Genomic DNA, 25,477 nt, shown 5'->3' with positions numbered 1-25,477 from the left:
TTCTATTCTTGGCATCGTACACGCAAGTTAATTAGAGATGTTCTTATGGTATAATTCGCCTTCTATATTTGAGAGAGCTCTATGGTTAAACAACCTAAATCTGTAAAAATTAAATTAAATAAAGATTTCATGGCTAAGGCTAAGGAACGCGGTTTCATTAGTTGCGCAGAACTAAGCGACTATTTGCTCAGCGATATCGTTGAAGCCGAGCAAATAGAGGATATTACCGTGATGCTCAATGAATCTGGCATTAAAATCGTTGAAAAATTGCCGACTGAAGACGAACTCATGCTCGATAACGGCGAGATAACCGAGATGCCACCTGAGGAAGTTGCCACAGCTTTAACCCATACCAATCACGAACTTCGAGGAACGACAGATCCAACCCGCATGTACATGCGGGAGATGGGGGCAGTTAGTTTGTTAAGCCGAGAAGATGAAATAGCAATTGCCAAACGCATAGAGGAAGGAATGGATAAAGTGCGCGCGGCGTTGGGTACATTCCCACCGGCGATTATGTTACTGCTTAGTATTTACGAACAGTATAAAAGTGGCGAGATTAAAGAGCAAATAGCCAACGGCTTCTGGGAAGAGTGCGAGGTCGACGAAGAAGAAACTAAAAAGATGAATATTTTAGAGATGATAGATCCCGATTTCCAAGAAGAAGAAATTGACGCACAAGATTTAGACCTGCATTTTGAAAAGTTAAGAAATCTTTATAAAAGATCACGATTGAAGTCGGTGCGTAGCACACCGCGTTCTTATGCGCGACTGTGCCAAAAAATGTCCGACCTATTACTAGAACTTAACCTAACACCGTCTGTCAACGAAGCCTTAAATAAAAACTTGAAATCGTATCAGGCACAGATTTATGAGATTGAACGAACACTATTGGATATTTGTGTTAAAAAAGCAAAAATTCCTAAGCAGTATTTCAACGAGCGTACCAAAGAAAACAAAATCGGTTACCGCTTAGATCATAGTCTATTGCGCTCCAAGTACAGCAATGCACTACGCCCCTATAAAGATGCAATGAGCAGAGAACAAAACAAACTGACTCAAATAGAGAAGGAAACTGGGCTGTCGATCACCGAAATTAAAAAAATTAGTGTCGCGGTGAAGTCTGCTGAAACCAAAGCCCGACGAGCCAAAAGAGAAATGATCGAAGCAAATCTACGCTTGGTGATATCAATCGCCAAGAAATATACCAATCGAGGGTTGCAATTCTTGGATTTGATTCAAGAAGGAAATATCGGATTAATGAAAGCAGTTGATAAATTTGAATATCGTCGCGGTTATAAATTCTCGACTTATGCAACTTGGTGGATTCGTCAGGCAATTACGCGTTCGATTGCCGATCAAGCGCGCACTATACGTATCCCAGTGCACATGATAGAAACAATCAATAAATTTAATCGTACAACCAGAAAACTTGTTCAAGAACTCGGACGAGAACCTAAGCCTAAAGAACTTGCCGACTATCTGAATATGCCGGAAGAAAAAATACGCAAAGTCATTAAGGTAACCAAAGAACCGATCTCTCTAGAAACGCCAGTGGGTGATGACAGCGACTCGCAACTGGAACAATTCATCAATGATGAAAATATAAAACTGCCGGATGAAAACGCATATAGTGAAGCGTTAAAAAGTGCGATGCAGGATTTGTTGACATCTCTTACTCCTAGAGAAGCACAAGTTTTGAGAATGCGCTTTGGGATTGATATGAATACCGATCATACCTTAGAAGAAGTAGGTAAACAGTTTGATGTCACGCGCGAGAGAATCCGCCAAATAGAAGCGAAGGCACTCAAAAAACTACGCCAGCCGTCGCGCGCATCGTTACTTCGCAGTTTCCTAGACTCCGATTAAAATAATCTGGGGGCCTGTAGCTCAGTCGGTCAGAGCGGGGGACTCATAATCCTTAGGTCGCAGGTTCGAATCCTGCCGGGCCCATTTCCTTTTTCTATTACTGGCCGACAAGTAATGAAAAGTTTTAGGCAGAAATTTAGCTATTTGCGAATTGGTATATACCACTAGGTTATGCATAGAGGCCAAAAATAAAGCATCTAGTCCTTGCAAGCGTATCAAGAGCAGACTTAAAGCTTAGTTGCCAAAACCTTAGTTTGCGATCGATATCGTCCACTATCTTGTTCGTCGTGCCCACAACTATATCTACACTGCAGTTAACCACTACACTTGCTTTGCTATTGTCATCGGCGGACAACGGGCGAAGCTAAACTAGCGCTGCTTTTGCTCGTCTAGTTAAACCGTAGCGTCAGATAATATCATCCGAATACTTACTGATAACAACAAATCTTGAGGAGAGTTTAACGCCTATTTACAATAACTTGTTGCCGCTTCATCCTCTAATTAACCCGGCACGACACAGCACCATACAATGATAAAGTAAACAATGGTCTATGGTATATACTATGCTTATGCAAGCATACAATTACAAAGCCTATGACAAGTCGGGAAAAATACGCAAAGATGTATTAGAAGCCGAATCGGAGAAACATCTTCGCCAGCAGTTGCGCGAACGCGGTTTAATGCCTCTAGAACTGAGCCCAGTTAGCGTGGGTCGTACATTATTTCAGTTCAAGAGCAAACTAAAAGGCAACAACCTGATGTTACTCACCCGCCAACTGGCTACTTTAGTGGGGTCGGGTATGCCGCTTGAACAAAGCTTAAGATTGATGGCTGAGCAAGCCGAAAATGTGACGATTAAGCGTTTGGTAAGTGCTATCAGAAGCCAGGTTGCAGAAGGACATTCGTTGGCACATGCTTTGGAGAAGGCTCCTGCGACTTTCCCGTCCGATTATATTGCGACTATCTCGGCGGGCGAAGAGACCGGCCATTTAGAGCAGGTGTTGGAACGGTTAGCCGACGATGTTGAACACAGTGGCAAAGCCAAACAATCGATGATGACCGCGTTGATCTATCCGTTGCTTATGATGACCGTCGCCATCACCGTCATTATCTTGTTGCTAGTTTATGTGGTGCCACAGGTTACTCGGGTTTTCGGTCAAATGAATCAGGAACTTCCTGGGTTAACACTTGCGTTATTATCTATTAGCAACTGGTTGCAGAATTACGGATTTTACCTTTTTGTTTTGTCATCCGGTAGTTTGGTCATTTTTTTGCTGATGTTGCGAGATCTCGAAAAAAAGAAAAAATGGCATGGATTTTTACTCAAAGTGCCGCGTTTAGGCTACTGGTTTGTCGTCGGCAATGTGTCGGGGTGGGCACGTAGCCTAGGTATGCTACTAGGTAGCGGTGTGTCGGCGATGGACTCTCTGCGCATCGCATCCGAGCGGGTCGACAATCTAGCCCTTAAAAGCGATTTGGATGAAGTAGCAAACCGCGTCCGTGAAGGCGATAGCTTGCATCAAGCACTACTCAAAGCCGAACGTTTTCCACCTTTTTTAATTCACATGGTCAGCAGCGGCGAATCAAGCGGAGCGTTAGACAAAATGCTGTTAAAGGTAGCCGACTATTACGACCAAAGACTTAAGACAGTCATTGACACTGGATTGAAGTTATTTGAACCTTTGTTGGTTATAATGATGGGTGGTGTGGTGCTGCTTATTGTGATGGCGGTACTCGTGCCTATTATACAAATGAACCAACTGATATGAGAGATATGAATAAACATAGACTACGCAGAACAAAGCAAGCAGGTTTTACTCTAATAGAAATTATGGTGGTGGTAGTTATACTTGGTGTATTGGCAGCGCTGGTGGTTCCGTCGATTATGGAACGCCCGGAACACGCCCGCCAAGTACGCGCCAAGCAAGATGTGCGCACTTTGGTCAACGCCATTAATTTATATCGCCTGGACAACTTCGATTACCCATCCGATTTATCGCAGCTGGTATCCGGAAACTATCTGGACAAAGTGCCGAAAGACCCGTGGAATAACGACTATCAATACCGCAATCCGGGCGTAAATAACACCTCTAAATTTGATATTTATAGTTATGGTAAAGATGGCCGGGATGGTGGCAATGACTTTGATCAGGATATTGGCAACTGGAATCTCGACCAATAAGCGGAGTACTAGCGTATCGGGTTTTACGCTCATAGAACTGCTTACTGTGGTTCTGATTGTTTCTATTATAATTGGTGCAGGAGTGCTATCGGTCTCAGTGGGTGATCGCGGGCGCGTGCAAGAATCCATGCGCAATACGGTTAGCCTGATGAATGTAATGGCCGACGAGGCGATCCTCAGCGGTCGCCGCTATGCGATGGCGTGGGACCAGCAAGCGCGCTATTTGCAACCGCTTTGTCGAAACGAAGAACGCCGGGATTGGGAGTGCAACAGTACTTGCTTTCCGAGTGGTTGCGAAAATATCAGAGTCGCAATGCAAGCCGGATGGAAACTTTTGTTTCAAGATGCCGAAGGTAGCGAGTTTTCCTCAGTCTCCGAGTATGTTGAGCTTCAAGCACAAGAAGAACTAGAAGAACTGCTCTTGGATGATGACGAATCAACGCAAAAAAAGCCGAGCTGGCGGCCGCTTGTGCAGTTTCACCCCACTGGTCTGTGGCAGCCTAGCGGGACGATGCGGGTAGTCTACGACCGAGAGCAATATCTCAGTTTAAGCTGGACAGCAACTGGACGCGTACGCTTTGGTGAACCCAAGGACTATTAGTTAGTCCTGCCGAGAGTGGTTATGCATAGCAATTACCCGAGAAAACGACATCGTCGCCAAGGTTTCACCTTGATTGAAGTATTAATCTCAGTGGTCGTGTTGGCTATTGCTTTGGGTGCTTCTTTGGATGGGCTTGCCAACTACTCATCGGCACAAGCTTATTTACAGGAACGCTATATGGCACACTTGGTCGCCTGGAATACACTTATTAGCCTACATAATAATCGTAATTCTGGTAATCAATGCGAAAATAGTGGATCATCGGAAGGCTACGAAGAACAAGCAGGTGTGCGCTGGCGTTGGTTGCAGAGTGTTGAGGTTATCAGCGATATTAGCGATGGTACAGTAATAGATCAAACAGACATCAGCTCTCCTCCGCTTTTCTCAGTAGAGGTCTACGCGCCGAATGCCGACCCCGACACAACCCGTGCAATTGCTGAGTTAAGCATAATATCTTGCTAAAAAATGCCTAAATCAACAGGCTTTACATTGATAGAAGTGTTGATTGCGATGGCTATCTTTGCGGTAATTTCGGCGATGACTTTTCAGGGTCTACAAACCTCTATGATGGTGCAACAAAATGTAGAGGAAAAATCAGCTACATTAAACGACATTCAGTTGGTTATGACATTGTTGTTGGACGACTTTTTGAATGTCACACGGCGCCCGATTCTACCAGCCTTCGGCGAAGAGAGACTGCCAGCTTTTCAAGAGGAAACCAATGAATACACTCGCGACGATAGCTATTATTGTGAGGTTTCTTTTAGTCGCGCTGGAGTCGAGCCAGGTGGCCTCATCCGCTCCGGACTTTATCGTGTTTCTTATTGTCAGCAGGAAGATAGGCTCTACCGTTTGTCGTGGCCAGTTTTGGATAGATCACAAGACAGCCAACCGGTGGTTAGCGTTTTGTTAGAAAATGTAGTATCGTTTGATATTCAGCCTTACTGGAGCGTGGTGAGAGAAAAAGATCAAAATAGCCGTGCTTATCTAGAGTCGCTACCGACTGACGAAGGCGATGAAGGCACTGGCATAGAAGTAGAACTGGTACTCAGAGACCAAAACGATAACGAGCGTACTTTTAGCAGGCGTTTCCCAGGTTTAGGAGAATACCCTTGGCGGCTTGCCGACTAGCCATAGATGTTATCACCTGATCATAAATCTTCGGGCATCGCACTAATAACCGTGATGATAGTGGTGGCGGCGGTTTCGGCAACTGCGTCGTGGCTACTTTATAGTCAAAATCTAGACACCACGCGTATGGCTAGAGTTTTAGAGAAGGAGCAAGCTGTTTTGCTCGCCCTTTCTCTCGAGCAAATAGCAGCCGGCATTTTAGAGGAAGATCGTCAGGAACAAGGTGAGCAAGGATACGATTACTACGCTGCATTAGCCGACGAAAACACGACATCTACGAATAGCTTTACCGACGATGATGTATCCAGCGATAACGACGAAGACGCGCAAGAGTACGAACACCCCCAGCAAAGCTGGTCGGACGCCGAGCAGTTGGCAGAGAAAATAGCCCCGTTAATCGGAAGATTTGAAAGTATCGGCCTTAAAAAAACTAAGCTCTGCATTTACGATTTACAAGCGATACTCAATATCAACAACTTGTTAGACACGGAGTCACTAAAGATACCCAATCTACAAAATGATAACGATTTTTTTGATGTCCGAGAAAATCCACGAAAGGTGGGAGATTGGTACGCCGAACGCTTTAAAGAGTTATATTTAAGGGAAGACTTAGATTTAAGTGATGCCGAAGTGATCGAGTTTTTAGATAATATACAAGATTGGCTGGATGACGACGACGATTATCGCTCCAAAGGGGCTGAGAGTGCCGACTATAGTTTTGCCCAACCTCCGTATCGTACCGCCAATGGACCGATTGCCTCAATCAACGAGTTATACCTCATTAACGCATTCCAAGAATTTCCACTAAAAAGTGTCGGGCAGCCTGACAACAGTGATTTTGAGTTAGGTATGGACCGAATATTGACCTATGTCGTTGCCTTACCTACCGATGCGCCTTACCGTCGACGCATTAACATCAACACTGCGCCACTTGCAGTGCTTACTACGCTACCTTATATCAGCGCGTCCAGTGCCGAGGATCTTTATCGTGATATACGCGAAACCCCTCTACCCAATAGAAAAGCCATAGATAATTTGCTAAAAGAATATATCTCTGACGAAGAGAAGCGTTGGTGGCACAAGGCATATCTTGATGTGCAGAGTCGTTTTTTTGCCACTTATATAGAGTTGAGCATAGGGCGAGGGCAAAGCCGAACAACGACGCGAATGCAGAGCCTGTTTTATCGCGAAGCTCTAGAGTCCCCTTATAAGGTGTATGTGCTTGAGCGACATTATGTAGGCTACAATCCTTATGAAATTATGGCTGAAAAAATGAATTTGAATAATTGCTACAACGATGAAAAGCATAGTTAGCAATGCTAATTTCGTGAGAGCTGTTCGCATATATGTTCGCATGTAAATGTTTTACGCAGCTGCCTAATTACGATGGATATAGTAAGATAGCAATATGGAAATGATGGTAATGTCACCACGCCGATACGACACTCAATGACTAGCTAATAGATTAATCATAATTAAACCTATGTGGAAAGTAACACCAAGCTCAGAGCTTGTAGAGATACCCGCAAGCTCCCATAAAAGTAAAGAAATCGTCTGGTTGGCGATGGATGAACTTGCTTTTTTTCAGCCCACTATGCCGACCAAAAGCAAAAAATCTTGGCGGCAAACTATACCTTTCGCATTGGAAGACCAGCTTATCGCACCAATAGAAAAAACCCATTTTGCTTATGATCAAAACGCTACTGAGCAGGTGCCGGTGATAGCGGTGTCTCAAAGACTGATGCACCACTATACGGAAGCAGCACAAGCAGAGCAATTAAAACCACACAAACTGATACCAGAACTATATGCATTGCCTTATACGGATGAGAAAATAACGATATGGTTCGAAAGTGATAGATGCTTGATGCGCGACAGCTATCACTCTGGCAACGCCGGAAGCGTAGAGTGGATTGCTGCATTAGTCTCAGCGTGCGCCCATTCAGCAATGCTTGATATATATAGTGATAACACTAAAGCATTGCCTGAGGCATGGCAAAAAGATGCTAAGCCTTTGCCGGCGTCGCTCGATGAAATGATGGCACGCGGTGCACCTGTCGATGCTATCAATCTACTGCAAGGCGAATACGGTTCAAGCGATGCTGCCGCAGCTTATCTGAAGCCCTGGCGGGTAGCAATAGCTTTAGCAGTTGTCGCCTTTGCTGCCCATCTATACGTGATGTTCTCCGACATACAACGCTATAACCTATACCAAGACAATGCCAACCGTCAGACCGAACAACTAGCAGAACAACTGCAACTGCCGGGAGGCGATCCAGCCAATCTACGCACCCAAGTGGCGCAGTATATAGAACAGCTCAGGTCTTATAATCAACAACGACGCGAAAATACTTGGGCTATCCTACTACGAGTGGATAAATTGTTATCCAGCTGTATACTGTGCCGAGTGGAAAAACTTGAACTAAACGGTGGCACGCTCACTTTAAATCTTAGTTTTGCCGAAACTGGTGACGACTTTAAGCAAAAGATTGAAAATCTAGCCGGCTTTAGTGTTGAGTCCAAACAGCTATCGGATACTGCCGAAGGTCGCCGCCTTATGCAATTCAAATTAACCGAAGGTGCCTCTCGCTCAGGCTGAGAATATAACCGGATACTGAACCATGTCTTTATTACCAATGGAATTATGGAACGACAGAGAACCGCGTGAGAAAGTCTTGTTGGTCGCACTATTCCTTTTTTTAATCGGCGTTGTATTTTATATGCTGGTATACCAACCACTCTATAACCAATACCAGCAAGCGCAGATGGATTATCGGCAATCCACTAATGACTACCGCTGGGTGCGTAGCCAAATAGCAACCATTGCCGAACTCAAACGCAATGCCCTGGGTGCTGATTTAGTGATGGGAGGCCTTGACAAATTGCGCACTGAGATAGATCAAAGTATTAAAAAACACAAACTGAACGCCGAGGTGGCAATACTAGACGAAGAAGAAGGCGGCAAGCTCGTAGAAATTAAATTTAACGACACCGAAGGACGAAAAGTGATGAAGTGGCTAGAGGAAAATATACGTAGCGGACACTTGTTGCACGCTTTTGATTTAAGCCACCAAGGCAGTGGCAATGTGTCGGCAACTGCCTACTTTACATTAACACAGCCTCCTAGCTAGTGCTAAATATATATGCGCTTAATTGTTAAGGTTTTATCTTTATTGATACTACTATTACTCGTAGTACTGTCTGTGGCGGTCACTGTGCCACTTCGTTTTATAGCCGATAACACCCCTGACCTGCCGTTAGCAATTAACGATGTGCGCGGCACAATAGGCAACGGAACCCTAACATTGCAGCTAAGCCATTTGCCGGTCCCTCCAGAAGTGAGTGCTAAACTGAAAACATTAATAGTTGCCTGGCGGTGGTGTCCTAGTCTTGATACTGGAATATCGGCGATGTGCATGGAAGCCGATACCGAACTGATACAAGGTGCTTTCACAACTGTAATCTCAACAGTAGCAGCTCAGTTTTATGATGTATCCTTGACTAGCAGACTCAGTGATATACCAGTGCCTACTGCTGCCGGCACAACGGAAATCAGCGGTGCCATACAATTATCGTTATCCGATATCATCATACCGCTCACCGCATCGTTCCCCACTAGCTTGCAAGGCGAGCTTATGCTGCAGGATGTAGTGGTCGGTCTTTTTCAGTTGGGAGATTTTGCTATTGGGTTGAGTTCCGATGAAAACGCATCTCTCATTGCCGACATCACCGGCGGCGGAGAACTATTCACCGCACAAGGCACGGCGACGCTCAACCAAGACGGCAAATACCGTTATAACATAGATGTCGAAAGCGAAAACGCTATGCTACGCTCTTTCCTATCCCAACAAGGACAAGTGAACAACACGGGTGGTTATCGCTTAGCCAAGACTGGTGCTTTGCCGGTCACGAAACTGTAGCTTAACTTAGCATTATGTCCCATATATACAAAATATAGAATGGCACCGGTGATGTAATGGCCAAGAGGTTTGCCCAAATGTGTGATAATATGCAATAATTGGTATTCCACTACGGGAGGGTTAATTATGTCTATTATTGATATTATATATGCAAAACTTTCCGCCTTTGGCAGTTTTTTCTCGATGCTGTTGCTGCGGTTGTTCCTAGCCTGGGAATTTTGGGAGGCAGGACAACAAAAGCTAAACGGTAGCAATTGGTTTGACAATATCGCCGATGATTTTCCGTTTCCCTTTAATGTCATACCCACTGATATTAGTTGGTTCATTGCAACATGGACCGAGGTCATAGGTGCGATAGGCTTGGTAATTGGTTTAGCAACGCGCTTTTGGGCTTTTGCGTTAATCATATTAGATGTCGTCGCATGGTATAGTGTCCACGCCGGCAACGGCTATAATGTGTGTGACAATGGTTTTAAGTTACCGCTGATTTATCTGCTTATGTTGCTTGTTTTACTGTTTAGCGGGGCTGGCAAAATAAGCGTAGATTATGTAATAAATTGGTTGCGTAAATAGAAAGATGGTACAGTCTGTTGACTCTATAACAGGTGCTGGGCTGGGTCTGCGTAGAGATATTATTCAAGCAGTCAAAAACAGCCGTGCCGAAGCGATAGATTTTCTTGAAATTGCACCGGAGAACTGGATAGGCATAGGCGGGAGGCTCAAAGCTGAGTTTGAACAATTAAGCGACCGCTATCCTATTTTTTGCCACGGGTTATCGCTATCGCTCGGAAGTCCGGCGGCGCTTGATAAGAAGTTTCTCAAACAAGTCAAAGACTTCTTAGAGCAGTATTCAGTGTGCTACTACAGCGAACACTTGAGTTATTGCTCAGACGAAGGTCATCTCTACGACCTGATGCCTATCCCGTTTACGCCAGATGCCGCCGATTATGTTGCCGATCGTATATGCCAAGTACAAGATTTTCTAGGCCAACGCATTGCGATAGAAAATATCTCCGCGTATATAGCACCGGCACAAGTAATGCGTGAGACCGATTTTATCAATCAAGTGCTGGAAAAATCTGACTGCCGGTTATTATTGGATGTCAATAATGTCTATGTTAATTCGGTTAATTTCAAATTTGATCCTGAGCAATACCTCAAAGAACTGCCCGCCGAGCGAGTGGCATACTGCCACATCGCCGGACACTATAACGAAGCTGACGACCTCATCGTCGACACTCACGGTGCCGACATTATAGAACCAGTGTGGGCTCTGCTGAGCAAAGCATACAAGCTATTCGGTACTGTCCCTACACTTTTGGAGCGCGACTTCAATTTCCCCAACTTTGACAACTTACTTGCCGAAGTTGCCCGCATTCGCACCATGCAGAAAGACCTTGAATCAATTGAGCACCCCTTGAATGGGTAAGCACAATCCTGCACTTGACTTTCAACAAGTGCAACGCCAACTCGCCGATCACTTGCGCGACCCACAACATCATGCACCGCCGCTAGGTTTGGAGGATCGTCGTCTTGATATCTATAGACAGCTGTTTTTCAAGAACATGCTGGGGTTTATATCGCGCGGATTTCCGGTATTGAAAAGCCTCTACGAAGCCGGCGACTGGAGTGCATTGGCGCGCTCTTTTTATTCTCACCATCAATGCCACTCACCATATTTCACTGATATCGCTGAAGAATTCGTCGCATATCTAGAAAAAGAGCATACTCCGCGTCGTTGCGACCCTCCTTTCTTATACGAATTAGCGCATTACGAATATGCAGAGCTCGTAGTATCTATCGCAGAAGACGACAGCGATAGATCAGCAATAGACGCTGATGGTGACTTGATAGAAGGGCAACCAGTATTATCGCCAGTGGCACAGTGGCACGGCTATCAATGGCCGGTACATCGCATCAACCGCAACTTCCGGCCGACTGAAAAAACTAACGAGATCTATTGGATTGTAATTTGCAGAGACGCCAATGATAAGGTGCGCTATATATTGCTCAATGCTATCACTGTGATTTTATTAGATTACCTATCCGAACACCCTGACAGCAGCGGCTACGCTGCCGTTGTTGCTGTTGCTGAACAATACTGCCCGGCTAATATAGACGCTGCGCTAGAAAATGCTCCACAGATTTTACTGGATATGCGCCGCAAAGGCATCGTTTTGGGGACAAAATTGTAAGTACAGACGGCAGTTGTTAAACCAAAGCACAGAGGGCGGTTTTGCTTTCATTACTGCTAATGGTAAAATCCATTGCTTTAGATAATTATTCAACGGGAGAAAATCTTTGCCTACTAAAGTAGCTACAGAAAATAATGCCGACGGCACCCTACCTTATTTTGAAAATCACGCCGAGCAAGAAATAAAGCATACTACCTGCTACATGTGTGCCTGCCGTTGCGGTATCAAGGTAACACTGGAAAACAATAAAATTCGTTTCATCCAAGGCACCCAAGATCATCCGGTCAACCGCGGTGTATTATGCGCAAAAGGTAACGCGGGTATTATGAAACAGTACTCTCCTGCCAAGCTAAAGAAACCTATGTTACGCAAATCAAATGCCGAGCGTGGTGATAGTGAATTTGAAGAGATCTCCTGGCAACAGGCATTGGACATACTGGTTGAGCGACTAGATAAAATTAGGAAGACTGACCCCAAAAAGCTTGCTTATTTCACTGGGCGAGATCAGATGCAAGCATTAACGGGATTATGGGCACAACAATTCGGCACTGTCAACTGGGCAGCTCACGGTGGTTTTTGTTCGGTTAACATGGCAGCCGGCGGTCTTTATACAATGGGTTATTCATTTTGGGAATTCGGTGAGCCCGATTGGCAGCGGACTAAATATTTTATGCTTTGGGGGGTTGCCGAAGATCATTCCTCTAACCCTATTAAAATCGGTTTAGAAAAACTCAAGAGGCAAGGTAGTAAATTCGTCGCTATCAACCCAGTGCGTACAGGCTATCAGGCGATTGCCGACGAATGGATTGCAATCATCCCAGGTAGTGATGCGATGCTTGCCTTATCTATGGTGCATGTGTTGTTAAAGAACAAACTATTTGATTGGGAATTTCTGGCCCGTTATACCAATGCGCCCTATTTACTGATTAACAATCCGGGTGGTTGTGACGATGGTTTGATATACCGCGATAGAGAAGGCAAACCCTATATATGGGATTTGAAGCATGGGACCCTTACATCGGCTGCAATTAGCGGCACACAACCTGCGTTATTCGGTGACTATCAAGGCAAAGACAACATTAAATTAAAAACCGTATTCACAGCTCTTTCAGAGCGATATCTGGACGAAAAATACGCCCCCCGCCAAGCATCTGCCGTGTGTGGTGTTAAGCCTGATACGATAGAACGTCTAGCCCTTGAGATGGCACATATAGCCTTTGAAGAAACCATAGAAATACCTTGCCAGTGGGTTGATAGTGCCGGCCGGCATCATGATCGTTTTATCGGGCGACCAGTGTCTATGCATGCAATGCGTGGCATATCAGCACATTCAAACGGTTTTCAAACCTGTAGGGCGATTCATTTATTGCAAATTTTGCTTGGTGCCGTTGATTGCCCTGGTGCGCATCGTGCCAAGCCCCCTTATCCCAAACATATTCCGCCACCATTAAAACCCGCCCAACGAAGTGTTGCCGAGAAACCTTTGTCGGCGCCTCCACTAGGCTTTCCTACATGTCCAGAGGATTTAGTTATTGATGAGAAAGGTCAGCCTCTGCGTATAGACAAAGCGTATTCGTGGGAAGCACCATTAGCCAATCACGGTTTGATGCATAGTGTGATAACTAACGCGGTAAACGGCGACCCTTATACGATAGACACCTTGATGTTATTTATGGCAAATATGAGTTGGAATTCGGCGATGAATGTTGCCAAGATACAGAACATGCTAAAAGCTAAGAATGTTGACGGAGAATATAAAATTCCGTTCCTAGTCGTCATTGACGCCTTTAACTCGGAAATAGTTCAGTATGCCGATTTGGTTTTGCCTGATACCACTTACTTAGAACGCTACGATACTATTTCTCTATTGGATAGGCCTATCTCTGATCCGGATGCAATCTGCGACTCCATCCGTGCGCCAGTATTGGAGCTGGATCGCGATGTAAGACCTTGGCAAGAAGTCATGGTCGAACTCGCTACCCGCTTAAAATTCCCCGCATTCATCAATGAGGACGGTACTGCTAAATATGTAGACTATAAAGATTTCATAGTAAATTTTGAGAAAGCACCTGGTATCGGATTTTTAGCAGGTTGGCGTGGGAGCGATGGCAGCAAGCATCTGCGTGGTGAACCCAATCCTAAACAATGGGAAAGCTATATAGAAAATAAATGCTTTTTACATTACGAACTACCTGAGCACATGCGCTTTTATCGTTTTGCCAATAAAGACTATTTAGAGTTTGCTAAAGAGGCTGGCTTCAACGGTAGTGCCGAACCTATAGTGATAGAACTCTATTCCGAGACTTTACAAAAATTTCGCTTAGCAGCGATGGGTAGCTACGAGGGACCACAGCCGCCGCAACAAAATGATCGAGAACGCATCAAGATGTTCTGTGATCCTCTGCCATTTCACTACACACCCCTTGAGCAAACGCCAAAAGTATATAATCAAAAAGATTACCCTTTTTACGCTATCACTCAACGTCCTATGATGATGTACCACTCTTGGGACTCGCAAAACCCGTGGCTCAGGCAAATTATTGCAAAAAACTTTCTCTATATGAATAGAAAGCGTGCTGAAAAAATGGGTATTAAAGATTTATCTTGGGTATGGATAGAGTCACGTAATTCTAAAATGCGCGTGCAAGTAAAACTAATGGAGGGCGTACAAGAAGACACCGTATGGACTTGGAACGCAATAGGCAAAGCCCAAGGCACTTGGGGACTCTCCAAAAATGCTAACGAAGCTAACGAGGGATTTTTGTTAAACCATCTAATTGACGAACTACTTCCACATGATTTATATAACCGCTCCGTTGCTAATGCTGATCCAATTACCGGACAAGCGGCGTGGTACGATTTACGTGTAAAAATCTATCCTGCAAATGGAGATGTTGCAGGTATACAACCTATATTCGAGACACGAGTGGAATCTGGGAAACATTCATTGGATAAGTTATTGCGTTATCAATCGCATAAGGCGGTACACCTAACACGCACATTCAAAGATATCATTACAAGAGGGTTCAAGTGAAGCTAGGCTTAGTAATAGATTTAGATACTTGCGTAGGATGCAATGCTTGTGCGGTTGCCTGTAAACAGTGGAACACCTCTGGAACAACCGGGCCACTCACCGACTATAATCCGTACGGGAAGGATCCATCGGGCGTATGGTTTAACCGCATTCGTAACTACGAAGTCGGTGATTATCCAGACAGCAAAACAGTTCACTTTCCGATGTCGTGCATGCACTGTGAAGATGCTGATTGTGTTACCGTCTGCCCCACAGGTGCTTCGTATAAACGACCAGAGGACGGTATCGTTTTAGTTGATCAAGAGAAATGTATGGGTTGCAATTACTGTGCTTGGGCGTGCCCTTACGGCGCACGCGAGTTAGATCGAGAAGATGGCGTTATGAAAAAATGTACGCTTTGCATAGACCGCATTTACGACACTGAATTGGACGAAGCAGAACGCCAACCGGCTTGTGTTCTCACCTGTCCTACGCATGCTCGTTTTTTCGGCGACTTTGACGATGCCGAATCGGAAGTATCCAAAATCATCCGACAACGCGGTGGAACACAACTCATGCCCGAACTCAATTATAATCCGGTTAATAGATATTTACCGCCGCGCGAAGTTAAACCAACACCACAGTACTCAAAAATAACTTCAGAGAATAGCGACGACGAAGGATTAGTCGGCAAGATCAAACACTGGATTAACCGAACAATAGATTATTAAACATACAAACGATGCATCCGGCGCTGTCAATTATATTCTTTACCACAGCCTCTGGCGCAGGATTCGGTTTGTTCGCTATACTATCGCTTTATTCCTTATTTGGAACCCTCGACGCTAAGCCATTTGTAATAATGTGTGCTATGGGTTTGATATTGATTATTTTAGGTTTATTTTCTTCTACCCTGCACTTAGCAAATCCCAAGAATGCCTGGCGAGCATTCAGCCGTTTCAAAACATCGTGGCTAGCGCGAGAAGCAGTCATGGCAATTGCGTTCTTCCCTGTTGTATCGCTGTGGATGCTTGGTTGGTGGTTAGGTGTTGCCGAGCAAGCGTATGCTTTATGGGTCATTGCCTGCCTGTTTACCCTGGTCTTAGCAATGGCTACGGTTTTTTCGACAGGTATGATTTATGCTTGTCTAAAAACTATTCCACAATGGAATAATGCAATGACGCCGCTAAATTATATTCTGCTATCCCTGATGACCGGAAGTCTGCTAATGTCGGCAACACTGAATGAAACGGATACCTTTGCTGATACTATTTTAGTCCTTTCCTTAACGCTTATAATAATATCTGCAATATCGAAACTTATTTATTACACCTGGCTTGGTACTCCCCAAGGTTCAACCATTGCTACCGCAACCGGTTTCACACGCGGTGCGGTACGACTGTTGGATGTAGGACATACCTCTGGAACCTTCTTAACTGATGAGTTTGGTTATGTCATCACAAAAAACAGAAGTTTGTTGTTACGCGTAGCAGTTTTTGTTATGGCTTTTGTGTTGCCAGCATTGCTGTTGATTGGCACAATCCTAAAAATAGGCACTCCAATACCTTTAATACTCATTGCCCTGCTATCTTCTCTAATAGGTGTCTTAATCGAACGTTGGTTATTTTTTGCTGAAGCGCGCCATGTGGTCAATCTATACCACGGCACAGCTAATGCTTGACAGTCATAAAGCTATATGCCTTATTTTATATATAAAATTAGTAAACAACCGGAGGAAAGTAAAATAGAAAAATTAGATTGTTATACCTCTTTCAAGGAAGCAAAAAACCAGGTTAGAAAAATACGCGCAAACTTAACTAGCGATACAGATACCGCTAGAATAATTTTTGCCGATAATCAGCAAGAAGCCGAAGCCAAACTGAGTGAAAAAAGAACACCACCGGTATTAAAAGAATGGGAAAAATAAGTCTTTATCAAGCAACAGAAGGAATTTTCACTTCCCTCTTCTTCTTCTTTGATTCCATCCCCAAAGCAAACAATCTAAATAGCTGGTTGTTCTTACATAAAGTTTCATAGTCACCTGCTGCAGTTATTTTTTTATTGTCTACGACAAAAATGATATCGCATTGTCTAAGCGATTGTACTCGGTGGGTTACTGCTATAAGAGTCTTGTCACCTCGCATAGATGAAATTTTATTCATAATTTCTACTTCGGTTGCTGAATCAATGGCACGAGTAGCTTCGTCCAAAAGCAATAATGGACGATTTTGATAAAATGCCCGAGCCAGTGCTATACGTTGTGCTTGTCCTCCCGATATTTTTGTCCCTGTTACACCGACCTGTGTGTCCATACCTTTAGGTAATTGTTTAACTATTTGATCTAGCATAGACAGCTCCAGAGCTCTTTCCAACAATTGTTTATCTACTTCTTCCTCTGGCAATCCCAATGTTACATTATAGAAAATAGTATTAGAAACCATGTAGGGGTTTTGAATAACATAGCTGATTTGCTTACGCCAATGCTTTCTATCTGATACTTGAAGCTGTTTTCCGTCTATCAATATTCTACCTTCTGTAGGAACAAACAAACCAGAGAGCAAGTCAAGTATTGTGCTCTTCCCTGAGCCATTTCGTCCTATCAATCCGACAAACTGTCCTTTTTTTATCTGAAAGTCTAAACCTTCCAATATAAATGGAAGTTTCTCTTCCTCTTTTTTCTCCTCTTTTTGTAATAATGCTATAGCTTCGTAATCTTCTTCGTCTTCATCAAATTTATCATCTGTGTGTCTGAAGTATATATCCTCAAACTTTATGCTTTCATTAAGTACTATCTCGGATCTGCTAGCAGTTGTTTGTTCTGTATCATATTTCAGCATAGTATTATAATATAGACCCAATTCCGCAGATGATTCATAAACTGTTTTAGTTTTGACAATTGTTGCATTTGCATACGCAACCATTCTCATTGAAAGCATTATAAAAATCATTGCAAAACCTGATAAAGCCTCTTTTGGAAGAGTGTATATAGCCAATACCATTCCGGCTGCGAGTCCTGCATATTTTATAATTATTGATATCACATTCATTATAGTGTTATATCTCTCCTTCAATTTTTCTTGCGCTTGCTTGTTAACTTGGCCTTCTAAGTAATTATTTAAGAAGTGACGCTCTCTGCCCATCAATTTTATTTCTTTAATGGCCTTCATATTCTCGGCTAATGCTCGCCCTGCTTGACCCACAGATAGTCGCAACTCTAGAAGCACACGATTCATCCTAGGCTGGATGATGAAAGCCATTGATAGCGTAGCTAAAATAGTAACAGAGACGGTAGCTGAACCAGGCAAGGGGTATATAAAAATCAAAATAAAAGCTAACATAGAGAACATCACAATATTGAAAAGAGATTCTATAGTGCCGCCCAAAATTTTGGCTAAAGCACTGCAACCAAGATCTATCGCCTTAAGCGGATTACTATAGCTAAATACATCTTTTTGAACGTAGTTATTAAATAATTTGTTAGCCAATATATATTGCTGTTGTATTAGAAAGTTAGCTAGGTATCTTTTTGTATAGCCGGTTATTAAAGCTTGTATTCCGAATAGTGATACTGCTATGGCTACAACCGATATTATTAATGTTTTGGTATCTGTCGATACTATAAGCTGATCCAAAGTATTTACTGTATCCTCCGGAAGCAACCGTCTCATTGCTCTAGGCACCCCCTGTACTTGCTTGCTAGGCCGAGCTATTATGCGTATCATCGGCAGGATAAGTATCAGCGGTAATATCTGAAATAGACCAGAAAAAATCAAACCACCGGCGAGCCAGCTAATCTTGATTAGCACGCGGCGCCCTAATAGCTGAATCGTTTGAATTACTGCATAAATCAAAATTAAATCACCATGTTTATTGAAGTTATGATGAGAAATTGTACTATACTTCTTCTGAAAGTATATATGCTGTATAGTATGTCGCTACAATTACAGACGATATTCATAAAGGCCAGAACCCACGAATCGCGGCAATACCTTGTGCGCCATATGCCCGGTATTTCGCTAAGTCGCCAATTTCGAGTCCTCCTATTGCATAGACCGGCATTGGGGCGGATTCGGCAAGTATCTTAAAAGTAGTCCACCCTAAAACAGAATCGTCTAGATGGCTAGGGGTTATTTTAATAGGTCCAAGCAAGGCAAAATCGGCATCTATGCGGCAAGCATGTTCTAATTCCAGTCGGCTATGACAAGAAACAGCAAGTAGCACTTCTTTTGATACTGGACGAGAACAGTATTTTTTGGCGTGCTCGGCACTAAGTTGCACGCCTGCGGCATTGAGTTCATGAACTTGTGTCGGATGGTTGTGTATCAATAATCCAGTATTGAAAACCGGATTCTGCAACAGCAATCTACGTGCACTATCTATATAAGTTTTATTATCCAGTTTAGGTGCACGAAAAACAGCCATAGATATACCTGATTGAAACGCTACTGTAAGACCTTTTTCTATGGCCGCAAGATCGAGCCCTACGGGAGTTACTAAATAACGATTCGGCAATAACAACGATTTTATAATCGCACGATTAGCTGGTGGGAAATCGCTCTCTTTAAGAGTTTCTAGAGCTTGCCACTTTAGGCGGCTATAAAAATCGAGTTTAAGTTCACCACTATAATCTTTTATCAGATATACGCTGAAAAAATATCTTTGCGCATCGTAACGCCATTCAAACGCAATGAGTGGTTCAACACTTTTTTTTTTGATTGTGATACCAACCTCTTCGTGCAATTCACGTAGCAGAGTTTGGAATCGCGTTTCGGTTGCTTTAACTTTACCGCCTGGGAACTCCCAACAATTGCCCTGATGCAGTTTGCTATCTCGCCAACCAACCAGCACCCTACCTTCTCGTAAAACAACGCCTAGTACAACCGCAATAGGTGCCGTTGATTCAACTGCGGTAGCCGGCATTAATTCTCACATAGTCTTCGGTTAAATCAGAGGTCCATAGACAGGCTCTTTCGGTGCCTCTGCCAAGCAATACCCGTAAACCGACTTCGGTTTGCATCATAGCTGTTTTGACAACCTCTTCGTCGTAGTTAGGATCTACTGCACCGCAATGATACAAGCGGTGACTTCCTATGAAACAGCTGACCTTATTCATATCTAGTTCTTCTAATCCGCTACGCCCAATCGCAGCGATAATCCTACCCCAGTTTGGATCAGCAGCAGCAAAGGCCGTTTTGACTAATGGTGAATGCGCAATCGTATAGGCGACTTGCTTTGCCTCTTCATAAGAGCACGCTTGCTCTACCCGTATTTCTATAAAATGTCCGGCACCTTCAGCATCCCGGATAATCATTTTTGCCAGTTCTTGCATCACTGTTTGCAATGCTTCAATAAAAGTAGCTCTTTGATTGGCAGAGAGCAAATCCCAGTCTATTTCAGATGCTCCACTGGCAAGCAATACACAGGCATCATTGGTCGAAGTATCTCCATCGACCGTAATGCAGTTAAATGAGATTGCCACGGCATCCGACAACAACTGTTGGGTCGTTTGTTGATCAATTTTTATATCGGTTGCAATATAAGCAAGCATAGTCGCCATATTAGGACAAATCATTCCTGAGCCTTTAGCAATACCGGTGATAGAAATTTTCTCACTACCAAGTGGTACTTTCACACTAAACCATTTAGCAATAGTATCGGTAGTCATAATTGCTTGCGCCGCAGTTAACCAATGATCTGATGTCAGATCTTCGAACAAGTATGGAATAGCAGATATCATTTTAGAAAGCGGTAAGCGTTCACTTATCAGTCCGGTCGAAAAAGGCAAAACTTGTTGAGTATCTACACCAGCTAAATCGGCAACTTTTACACAACATGCTTCGGCATCGGCAATGCCGGCTAGGCCTAATCCTACATTCGCATTACCTGCATTGATAAGCAGATAGCGTGGCTGTGTCGTGCGTAAGTGTTGTTCAGCCAATATTACCGGCGCACCCTTAAGCGCATTACGCGTAAAGCATGCGGCGGTAGTAGTCTGTTCGGACAATTCCATCAATACCAGATCGTCTCGCCCGCGATAGCGTATGCCACAAGCTGCCGTAGCGATGGATATGCCTTTAATGGGTATCGGCTTATTTTGCTTTTCCATAGCAACAGTGCTTATATTTTTTCCCAGACCCACAAAAACAAGGTTCGTTGCGACCAAGCTTTTTATGCGTGCGTCGCACCGTACTGGGTTTGAACGATTGTCCGCCTGGTTGCGGCTGCCGCTGCATAACATCAGGTGGTGAATCGGACTTCAATCTAGTATCAGGTGCTGATAATGGCGGCGACAAAATGCTCTTCGGTTGTTTATGCCGATAATCAATTGCATTTCTTTCGCTAGCCTGTGTTAACTGGAATTCCGGTTCTTTAACTAATCTCATTAGTGCTGAAGCAAGGTTGTAACGAACAGTATCTAGCATCAGCTCGAACATTCTAAACGCTTCTCTTTTATACTCTTGTTTAGGGTTTTTTTGAGCAAAACTACGCAAACCAATGCCTTGACGCAAATGATCCATATTAGCTAAATGTTCCTTCCAGTGATTATCTAAAACTCTCATCATAAAAACAACTTCTATTCTATATAAAGCCTCGTTGCCAAAAATATCCTCTTTTGCTTGGTATGTTTCGTGCATTGCATCACATACTTTCTCGCGTATAGCTGAAGCTGAAATATCAGCTTGCTTGGAGACCCAGTCATTGAGCGCCAACTGCAAGCCAAACTCTTTAGCAAGGTTCTGCTCAAGAGCTTGCACATCCCATCGCTCTTCCAAATGTCCGTCAGGTACATATCGCTCGACAACTGATTCACCTACCTCACTTAGTATATCAACAATTTGCTCATGGACTTGTTCGGTTTCCATCAACTCGTTTCTTTGTTTGTAAACAACTTGTCGTTGTTCATTCGCTACATCGTCGTATTCCAGTAAGTTCTTGCGTATATCAAAGTTATGCGATTCCACTTTACGTTGAGCATTCTCTATCGCCCTATTCATCCACGGATGTTCTATCGCTTCACTTTCCTGCATACCCAGTTTCTCTATTAAGGATTGAACTTTATCACCGGCGAAAATGCGCATTAGACTATCATCCAAAGACAAATAAAAGCGGCTAGATCCAGGGTCACCTTGACGACCTGAACGACCGCGTAGCTGGTTGTCAACGCGTCTTGATTCGTGGCGTTCGGTGCCAATCACTCGCAAACCACCTGATTCTAACACCTGTTGATGGCGCACTTGCCAATCATCTCGTATCGCCTCATGCTTGCTTTCGTCAGCTTCTGCAAGCTCTGCCTCAAGCGACCCACCCAATACAATATCGGTGCCACGCCCGGCCATATTGGTAGCAATAGTCACAGCTCGAGGACGGCCGGCTTGAGCAATAATTTTTGATTCAGCTTCGTGGTGTTTAGCATTGAGCACTTGGTGTTTTATTTTGGCTTTGGTCATCATCTTCGACAAATGTTCGGAGACTGCAATGGATGCCGTACCGATTAGGGTGGGTTGTCCGATTTCAACGCTTGAGTGTATATCTGCCAATATCGCTTCAAATTTCTCTCGCTCTGACATGTAGACTGCATCAGGTTCGTCTTCACGAACCATAGATACATGAGTTGGGATAACAGCAACTTCTAAACCGTATATGTCTTGAAACTCCTGTGCTTCGGTGTCGGCAGTGCCAGTCATACCGCTGAGTTTCTGATACAAGCGAAAATAATTCTGAAAAGTAATCGATGCAAGCGTTTGGTTTTCTCGTTCTATACGCACACCCTCTTTGGCTTCTACCGCTTGATGCAAACCATCGCCCCAGCGGCGCCCAGCCATCACGCGACCAGTAAACTCGTCAACAATTAAAACTTTACCATTGCGTACTAAGTAGTCAACATTTTTCTTAAATAGGCTATGTGCTCTAAGTGAAGCGCCCACATGGTGCAATAAATTAACATTATTAAGATCATAAAGACTTTGATCTTCTCTCAACAACCCTGCTTTTATCAAAGCTTCTTCTATATGCTGATGCCCGGTCTCAGTCAGCAGTGCTACACGAGATTTTTCGTCAACCGTATAATCGCCCTCCCCAGAGCTGCCTAAACTAGGCTTAAGGCGCTGCACCAACTTATCAACTTGATAATAAACATCGGAACTCTCATCAGTAGGACCAGATATAATCAATGGTGTGCGCGCCTCGTCTATCAGTATAGAGTCAACCTCGTCAACAACGGCAAAGTAATGTCCACGCTGAACTCTTCGAGATGCTTCGTATACCATGTTGTCGCGTAAATAATCAAAGCCGAACTCGTTATTTGTACCGTAAGTGATATCAGCTTGATATGCAGCAACTCGCTCTTCATGTGACTGCCCTGAAACTACTACGCCCACGCTAAGCCCTAGCTTTTTATATACCGAACCCATCCATTCGGAATCCCGACGAGCCAAATAATCATTGACCGTGACAATATGCACGCTTTGTTCGGTAAGCGCATTCAAGTAAGCAGCTAAGGGCGCAACGAAGGTTTTACCTTCACCAGTACGCATCTCGGCTATCTTGCCGTCGTGTAAAACCATGCCGCCAATTAACTGAACATCAAAGTGTCTCATATTCAATGCCCGCGACGCTGCCTCTCTAACCGCAGCAAAAGCCTCAGGCAAAAGACTATTGAGGCTTTGACCTTGCGACAAATGTGCTTTGAGTTGATCCTTTTTAGAGAGTAACTCACTATCGTCTATACCTTTGTATTGCTCTTCTAAAGCATTGATTTCATTAACGACTTTCCAATATTTTTTGAGCAGGCGGTCGTTTCTGGATGGCAGAAGATTGCTAATAAGTTGGAACATTACAAAAATATATTTTATTGATTTTTAATACTCGCGATACTAAGTCACTAGAGCGTGAGTAGGACTCTGCAATAATGTGACGCATGTTGCAGTAGCCCATACGGTTTGCTGTAGAACCTCAGTAAGATAGCGCAATCCAATATACCACTAAGTTGTAGGAGTGGATCAGATACACTATTGCGGGCAACAGGTATGCTATAAGTTACGGGTATATTGTGCATAACGAACATTTTACAGTAAACTTAATCTTTTATAAGGATAAACAGATTGACATGAAAAAACTCTGCGATTTAATTAACCCCGATTTACTCGGCAAGGTTGAGTTGCTTGCGGCTATGAGTGCTAGTGTCCACAGTAGACTACCGCAGGAAATAGCGGCACACTGCTGGGTAGGCGGCTATGAAAAAGACCATATCGTTCTGATTACTGATTACCCTCACCATGCTATTTATATGCGCTGTCATCAGCGCGAGATATTGACGCAACTGAAAGAAGAATTTAGCACTGACTTACCACCCAGCATTAGGAAAGTGCGTATTAAGGTCTCTAGAATACTATCAAAAGACTAAACTCTCTGCTGTAGGCGACAAGGTCGAAATAATTACTTAAGCATAATCGTCAGTCAAGGGATAAATAATAGGAGGAACGGTAGCGTAAGCATCTTGAAGAGAAATCTCTTCCCATGCTTCAACATCCTCAAGTAGCTTAATTAGTAAACGATTGTTCAACTCGTGTCCAGACTTATAACCCTCGCAGCAGCCGATTAAGCCGTGTCCAAGCAGATATAAATCTCCGATGATATCAAGTATTTTATGCTTTACACATTCATCTTCCGAGCGCAGTCCATCCTCATTCATGATACGATGTTCGCCTACGACGATAGCATTCTCCAAACTGCCACCTAAAACCAATCCCCGTTCACGTAATTTCTCGTAGTCGCGAAGAAAACCGAAGGTTCTAGAGCGACTTACACTAGCTACGAAAGAAGTATCACTAAAGTCTATTTCAACCCGCTGCTCACGAGACTGAAATACTGGGTGGTCAAAATCAATAGTAAACGCAATCTTAAACCCTTCATGAGGTTTTAAACATATCCATCTATCTTCATCCTCTATTTTAATTTCTTTTTTTATGCGTATAGACTTTTTGGGTGCATTTTGCTCTTCTATACCACCGGACTGTAACAAAAATACGAAAGGACCTGCGCTACCGTCCATAATCGGTACCTCAGGGGCATCTACATCAACATACAAATTATCTATGCCTAAACCTGCGATAGCAGCCAGTAAATGTTCAACCGTAGAGATATGCGTATTATCTATACCCAAAGTCGTTGAAAGCCGAGTGTCCGTCACATTGCGCGCGTGTGCTGGAATCTCAGCAATTTCTTTTAAGTCAACGCGGCGAAATACAATGCCCGTATTAGCCGGCGCTGAGTGCAATGCCAATTTTATTTTCTTACCAGTGTGAAGACCTATTCCTACTGCTTCAATAGAGTTCTTTAATGTTCTTTGCTTTATCAAGGAAATATCACTTTATCTTTTCTACTTAACGTAAATTATTTTAAATTAGATTATATAGTGCGAACAATAATACCATAAATTATTGTGAAATCAAATGTTTCTGGCACTATAGGCACTAGAAAGTTTTAGTCACAGAATTTGATAAGTGAGGATATGTAAGTAATTGTATAATCTCTTTATTTTCATAAAAACCTAACTAAGGAGATTAC

At 43.5% G+C, this 25,477-nt stretch carries 23 protein-coding genes and 1 tRNA gene; 19 read left to right on the top strand and 5 right to left on the bottom strand.

Annotated features, from left to right (window positions below; genetic code table 11):
• The first annotated feature begins 81 nt into the window (after nucleotides 1-81).
• From rpoD to GDA45_06720, 18 genes are all read left to right on the top strand, one after another.
• Nucleotides 82-1,869 carry an RNA polymerase sigma factor RpoD gene (rpoD, locus tag GDA45_06805; protein MBC6414571.1) on the top strand — a complete coding sequence of 596 codons (1,788 nt, stop codon included), beginning with the start codon at nucleotides 82-84 and terminating at the stop codon, nucleotides 1,867-1,869.
• A 10-nt stretch (nucleotides 1,870-1,879) separates the two neighbouring features.
• A tRNA-Ile gene (locus GDA45_06800) sits at nucleotides 1,880-1,953 on the top strand.
• 485 nt (nucleotides 1,954-2,438) lie between these two features.
• The gene (gspF, locus tag GDA45_06795; protein ID MBC6414570.1) at nucleotides 2,439-3,638 is read left to right on the top strand and encodes a type II secretion system inner membrane protein GspF; all 1,200 of its coding nucleotides are present in this window, start codon (nucleotides 2,439-2,441) and stop codon (nucleotides 3,636-3,638) included.
• Nucleotides 3,639-3,643: 5 nt separating this feature from the next.
• On the top strand, nucleotides 3,644-4,051 hold the full coding sequence (locus GDA45_06790) for a type II secretion system protein GspG (protein MBC6414569.1): 408 nt from the start codon (nucleotides 3,644-3,646) through the stop codon (nucleotides 4,049-4,051).
• Nucleotides 4,008-4,652, top strand: a complete 645-nt coding sequence (locus tag GDA45_06785) for a type II secretion system protein (protein ID MBC6414568.1) — start codon at nucleotides 4,008-4,010, stop codon at nucleotides 4,650-4,652. Before GDA45_06790 ends, GDA45_06785 begins: the two co-directional genes overlap by 44 nt.
• 21 nt (nucleotides 4,653-4,673) lie before the next feature.
• The gene (gene gspI, locus GDA45_06780; GenBank protein MBC6414567.1) at nucleotides 4,674-5,114 is read left to right on the top strand and encodes a type II secretion system minor pseudopilin GspI; all 441 of its coding nucleotides are present in this window, start codon (nucleotides 4,674-4,676) and stop codon (nucleotides 5,112-5,114) included.
• Between the two features lie 3 nt (nucleotides 5,115-5,117).
• Nucleotides 5,118-5,783 (top strand): type II secretion system minor pseudopilin GspJ, encoded by a 666-nt coding sequence (gene gspJ, locus GDA45_06775; GenBank protein MBC6414566.1) that lies wholly within the window; start codon nucleotides 5,118-5,120, stop codon nucleotides 5,781-5,783.
• Between the two features lie 6 nt (nucleotides 5,784-5,789).
• Complete coding sequence (locus tag GDA45_06770; protein ID MBC6414565.1) at nucleotides 5,790-7,097, top strand: general secretion pathway protein GspK; 1,308 nt, start codon at nucleotides 5,790-5,792, stop codon at nucleotides 7,095-7,097.
• A gap of 169 nt (nucleotides 7,098-7,266) precedes the next feature.
• Entirely contained in the window at nucleotides 7,267-8,382 is a 1,116-nt protein-coding gene (locus tag GDA45_06765; GenBank protein MBC6414564.1) for a hypothetical protein, read from the top strand.
• Nucleotides 8,383-8,404: 22 nt separating this feature from the next.
• Nucleotides 8,405-8,914: a type II secretion system protein M gene (locus tag GDA45_06760; protein ID MBC6414563.1), complete on the top strand. Its 510-nt coding sequence runs from the start codon at nucleotides 8,405-8,407 to the stop codon at nucleotides 8,912-8,914.
• 12 nt (nucleotides 8,915-8,926) lie between these two features.
• Nucleotides 8,927-9,703: a type II secretion system protein N gene (gene gspN, locus GDA45_06755; protein MBC6414562.1), complete on the top strand. Its 777-nt coding sequence runs from the start codon at nucleotides 8,927-8,929 to the stop codon at nucleotides 9,701-9,703.
• 126 nt (nucleotides 9,704-9,829) lie between these two features.
• Nucleotides 9,830-10,276 (top strand): DoxX family protein, encoded by a 447-nt coding sequence (locus GDA45_06750; GenBank protein MBC6414561.1) that lies wholly within the window; start codon nucleotides 9,830-9,832, stop codon nucleotides 10,274-10,276.
• Between the two features lie 4 nt (nucleotides 10,277-10,280).
• A complete protein-coding gene (locus GDA45_06745; GenBank protein MBC6414560.1) occupies nucleotides 10,281-11,132 on the top strand; it encodes a DUF692 domain-containing protein in 852 nt (283 codons plus the stop codon).
• Nucleotides 11,125-11,898 carry a putative DNA-binding domain-containing protein gene (locus GDA45_06740; GenBank protein MBC6414559.1) on the top strand — a complete coding sequence of 258 codons (774 nt, stop codon included), beginning with the start codon at nucleotides 11,125-11,127 and terminating at the stop codon, nucleotides 11,896-11,898. The genes GDA45_06745 and GDA45_06740 overlap by 8 nt, the downstream gene beginning before the upstream one ends.
• 202 nt (nucleotides 11,899-12,100) lie before the next feature.
• Nucleotides 12,101-14,932, top strand: a complete 2,832-nt coding sequence (locus GDA45_06735) for a molybdopterin oxidoreductase family protein (GenBank protein ID MBC6414558.1) — start codon at nucleotides 12,101-12,103, stop codon at nucleotides 14,930-14,932.
• The gene (locus GDA45_06730) at nucleotides 14,929-15,642 is read left to right on the top strand and encodes a 4Fe-4S dicluster domain-containing protein (GenBank protein MBC6414557.1); all 714 of its coding nucleotides are present in this window, start codon (nucleotides 14,929-14,931) and stop codon (nucleotides 15,640-15,642) included. The genes GDA45_06735 and GDA45_06730 overlap by 4 nt, the downstream gene beginning before the upstream one ends.
• Nucleotides 15,643-15,653: 11 nt before the next feature.
• Entirely contained in the window at nucleotides 15,654-16,592 is a 939-nt protein-coding gene (locus GDA45_06725) for a dimethyl sulfoxide reductase anchor subunit (GenBank protein ID MBC6414556.1), read from the top strand.
• A 15-nt stretch (nucleotides 16,593-16,607) separates the two neighbouring features.
• Nucleotides 16,608-16,838, top strand: coding sequence for a hypothetical protein (locus tag GDA45_06720; protein ID MBC6414555.1), 231 nt, complete (start codon nucleotides 16,608-16,610; stop codon nucleotides 16,836-16,838).
• A 7-nt stretch (nucleotides 16,839-16,845) separates the two neighbouring features.
• Here GDA45_06720 and GDA45_06715 read toward each other — a convergent pair whose 3' ends face one another.
• From GDA45_06715 to secA, 4 genes are all read right to left on the bottom strand, one after another.
• Nucleotides 16,846-18,762, bottom strand: coding sequence for an ATP-binding cassette domain-containing protein (locus tag GDA45_06715; GenBank protein MBC6414554.1), 1,917 nt, complete (start codon nucleotides 18,760-18,762; stop codon nucleotides 16,846-16,848).
• A gap of 103 nt (nucleotides 18,763-18,865) precedes the next feature.
• A complete protein-coding gene (locus tag GDA45_06710; GenBank protein ID MBC6414553.1) occupies nucleotides 18,866-19,831 on the bottom strand; it encodes a Nudix family hydrolase in 966 nt (321 codons plus the stop codon).
• On the bottom strand, nucleotides 19,812-21,017 hold the full coding sequence (argJ, locus tag GDA45_06705) for a bifunctional glutamate N-acetyltransferase/amino-acid acetyltransferase ArgJ (GenBank protein MBC6414552.1): 1,206 nt from the start codon (nucleotides 21,015-21,017) through the stop codon (nucleotides 19,812-19,814). The genes GDA45_06710 and argJ overlap by 20 nt, the downstream gene beginning before the upstream one ends.
• A complete protein-coding gene (secA, locus tag GDA45_06700; GenBank protein ID MBC6414551.1) occupies nucleotides 21,001-23,745 on the bottom strand; it encodes a preprotein translocase subunit SecA in 2,745 nt (914 codons plus the stop codon). Before secA ends, argJ begins: the two co-directional genes overlap by 17 nt.
• 215 nt (nucleotides 23,746-23,960) lie before the next feature.
• Here secA and GDA45_06695 point away from each other — a divergent pair, with 215 nt between their 5' ends.
• Entirely contained in the window at nucleotides 23,961-24,314 is a 354-nt protein-coding gene (locus tag GDA45_06695; GenBank protein MBC6414550.1) for a DUF721 domain-containing protein, read from the top strand.
• A gap of 36 nt (nucleotides 24,315-24,350) precedes the next feature.
• Here GDA45_06695 and GDA45_06690 read toward each other — a convergent pair whose 3' ends face one another.
• On the bottom strand, nucleotides 24,351-25,268 hold the full coding sequence (locus tag GDA45_06690; protein MBC6414549.1) for a UDP-3-O-acyl-N-acetylglucosamine deacetylase: 918 nt from the start codon (nucleotides 25,266-25,268) through the stop codon (nucleotides 24,351-24,353).
• Between the last annotated feature and the right edge of the window lie 209 nt (nucleotides 25,269-25,477).

Source organism: Chromatiales bacterium, from assembly GCA_014323925.1.
GTDB lineage: Bacteria > Pseudomonadota > Gammaproteobacteria > Poriferisulfidales > Oxydemutatoraceae > SP5GCR1.
This window is presented reverse-complemented; position numbering and strand designations above follow the sequence as displayed.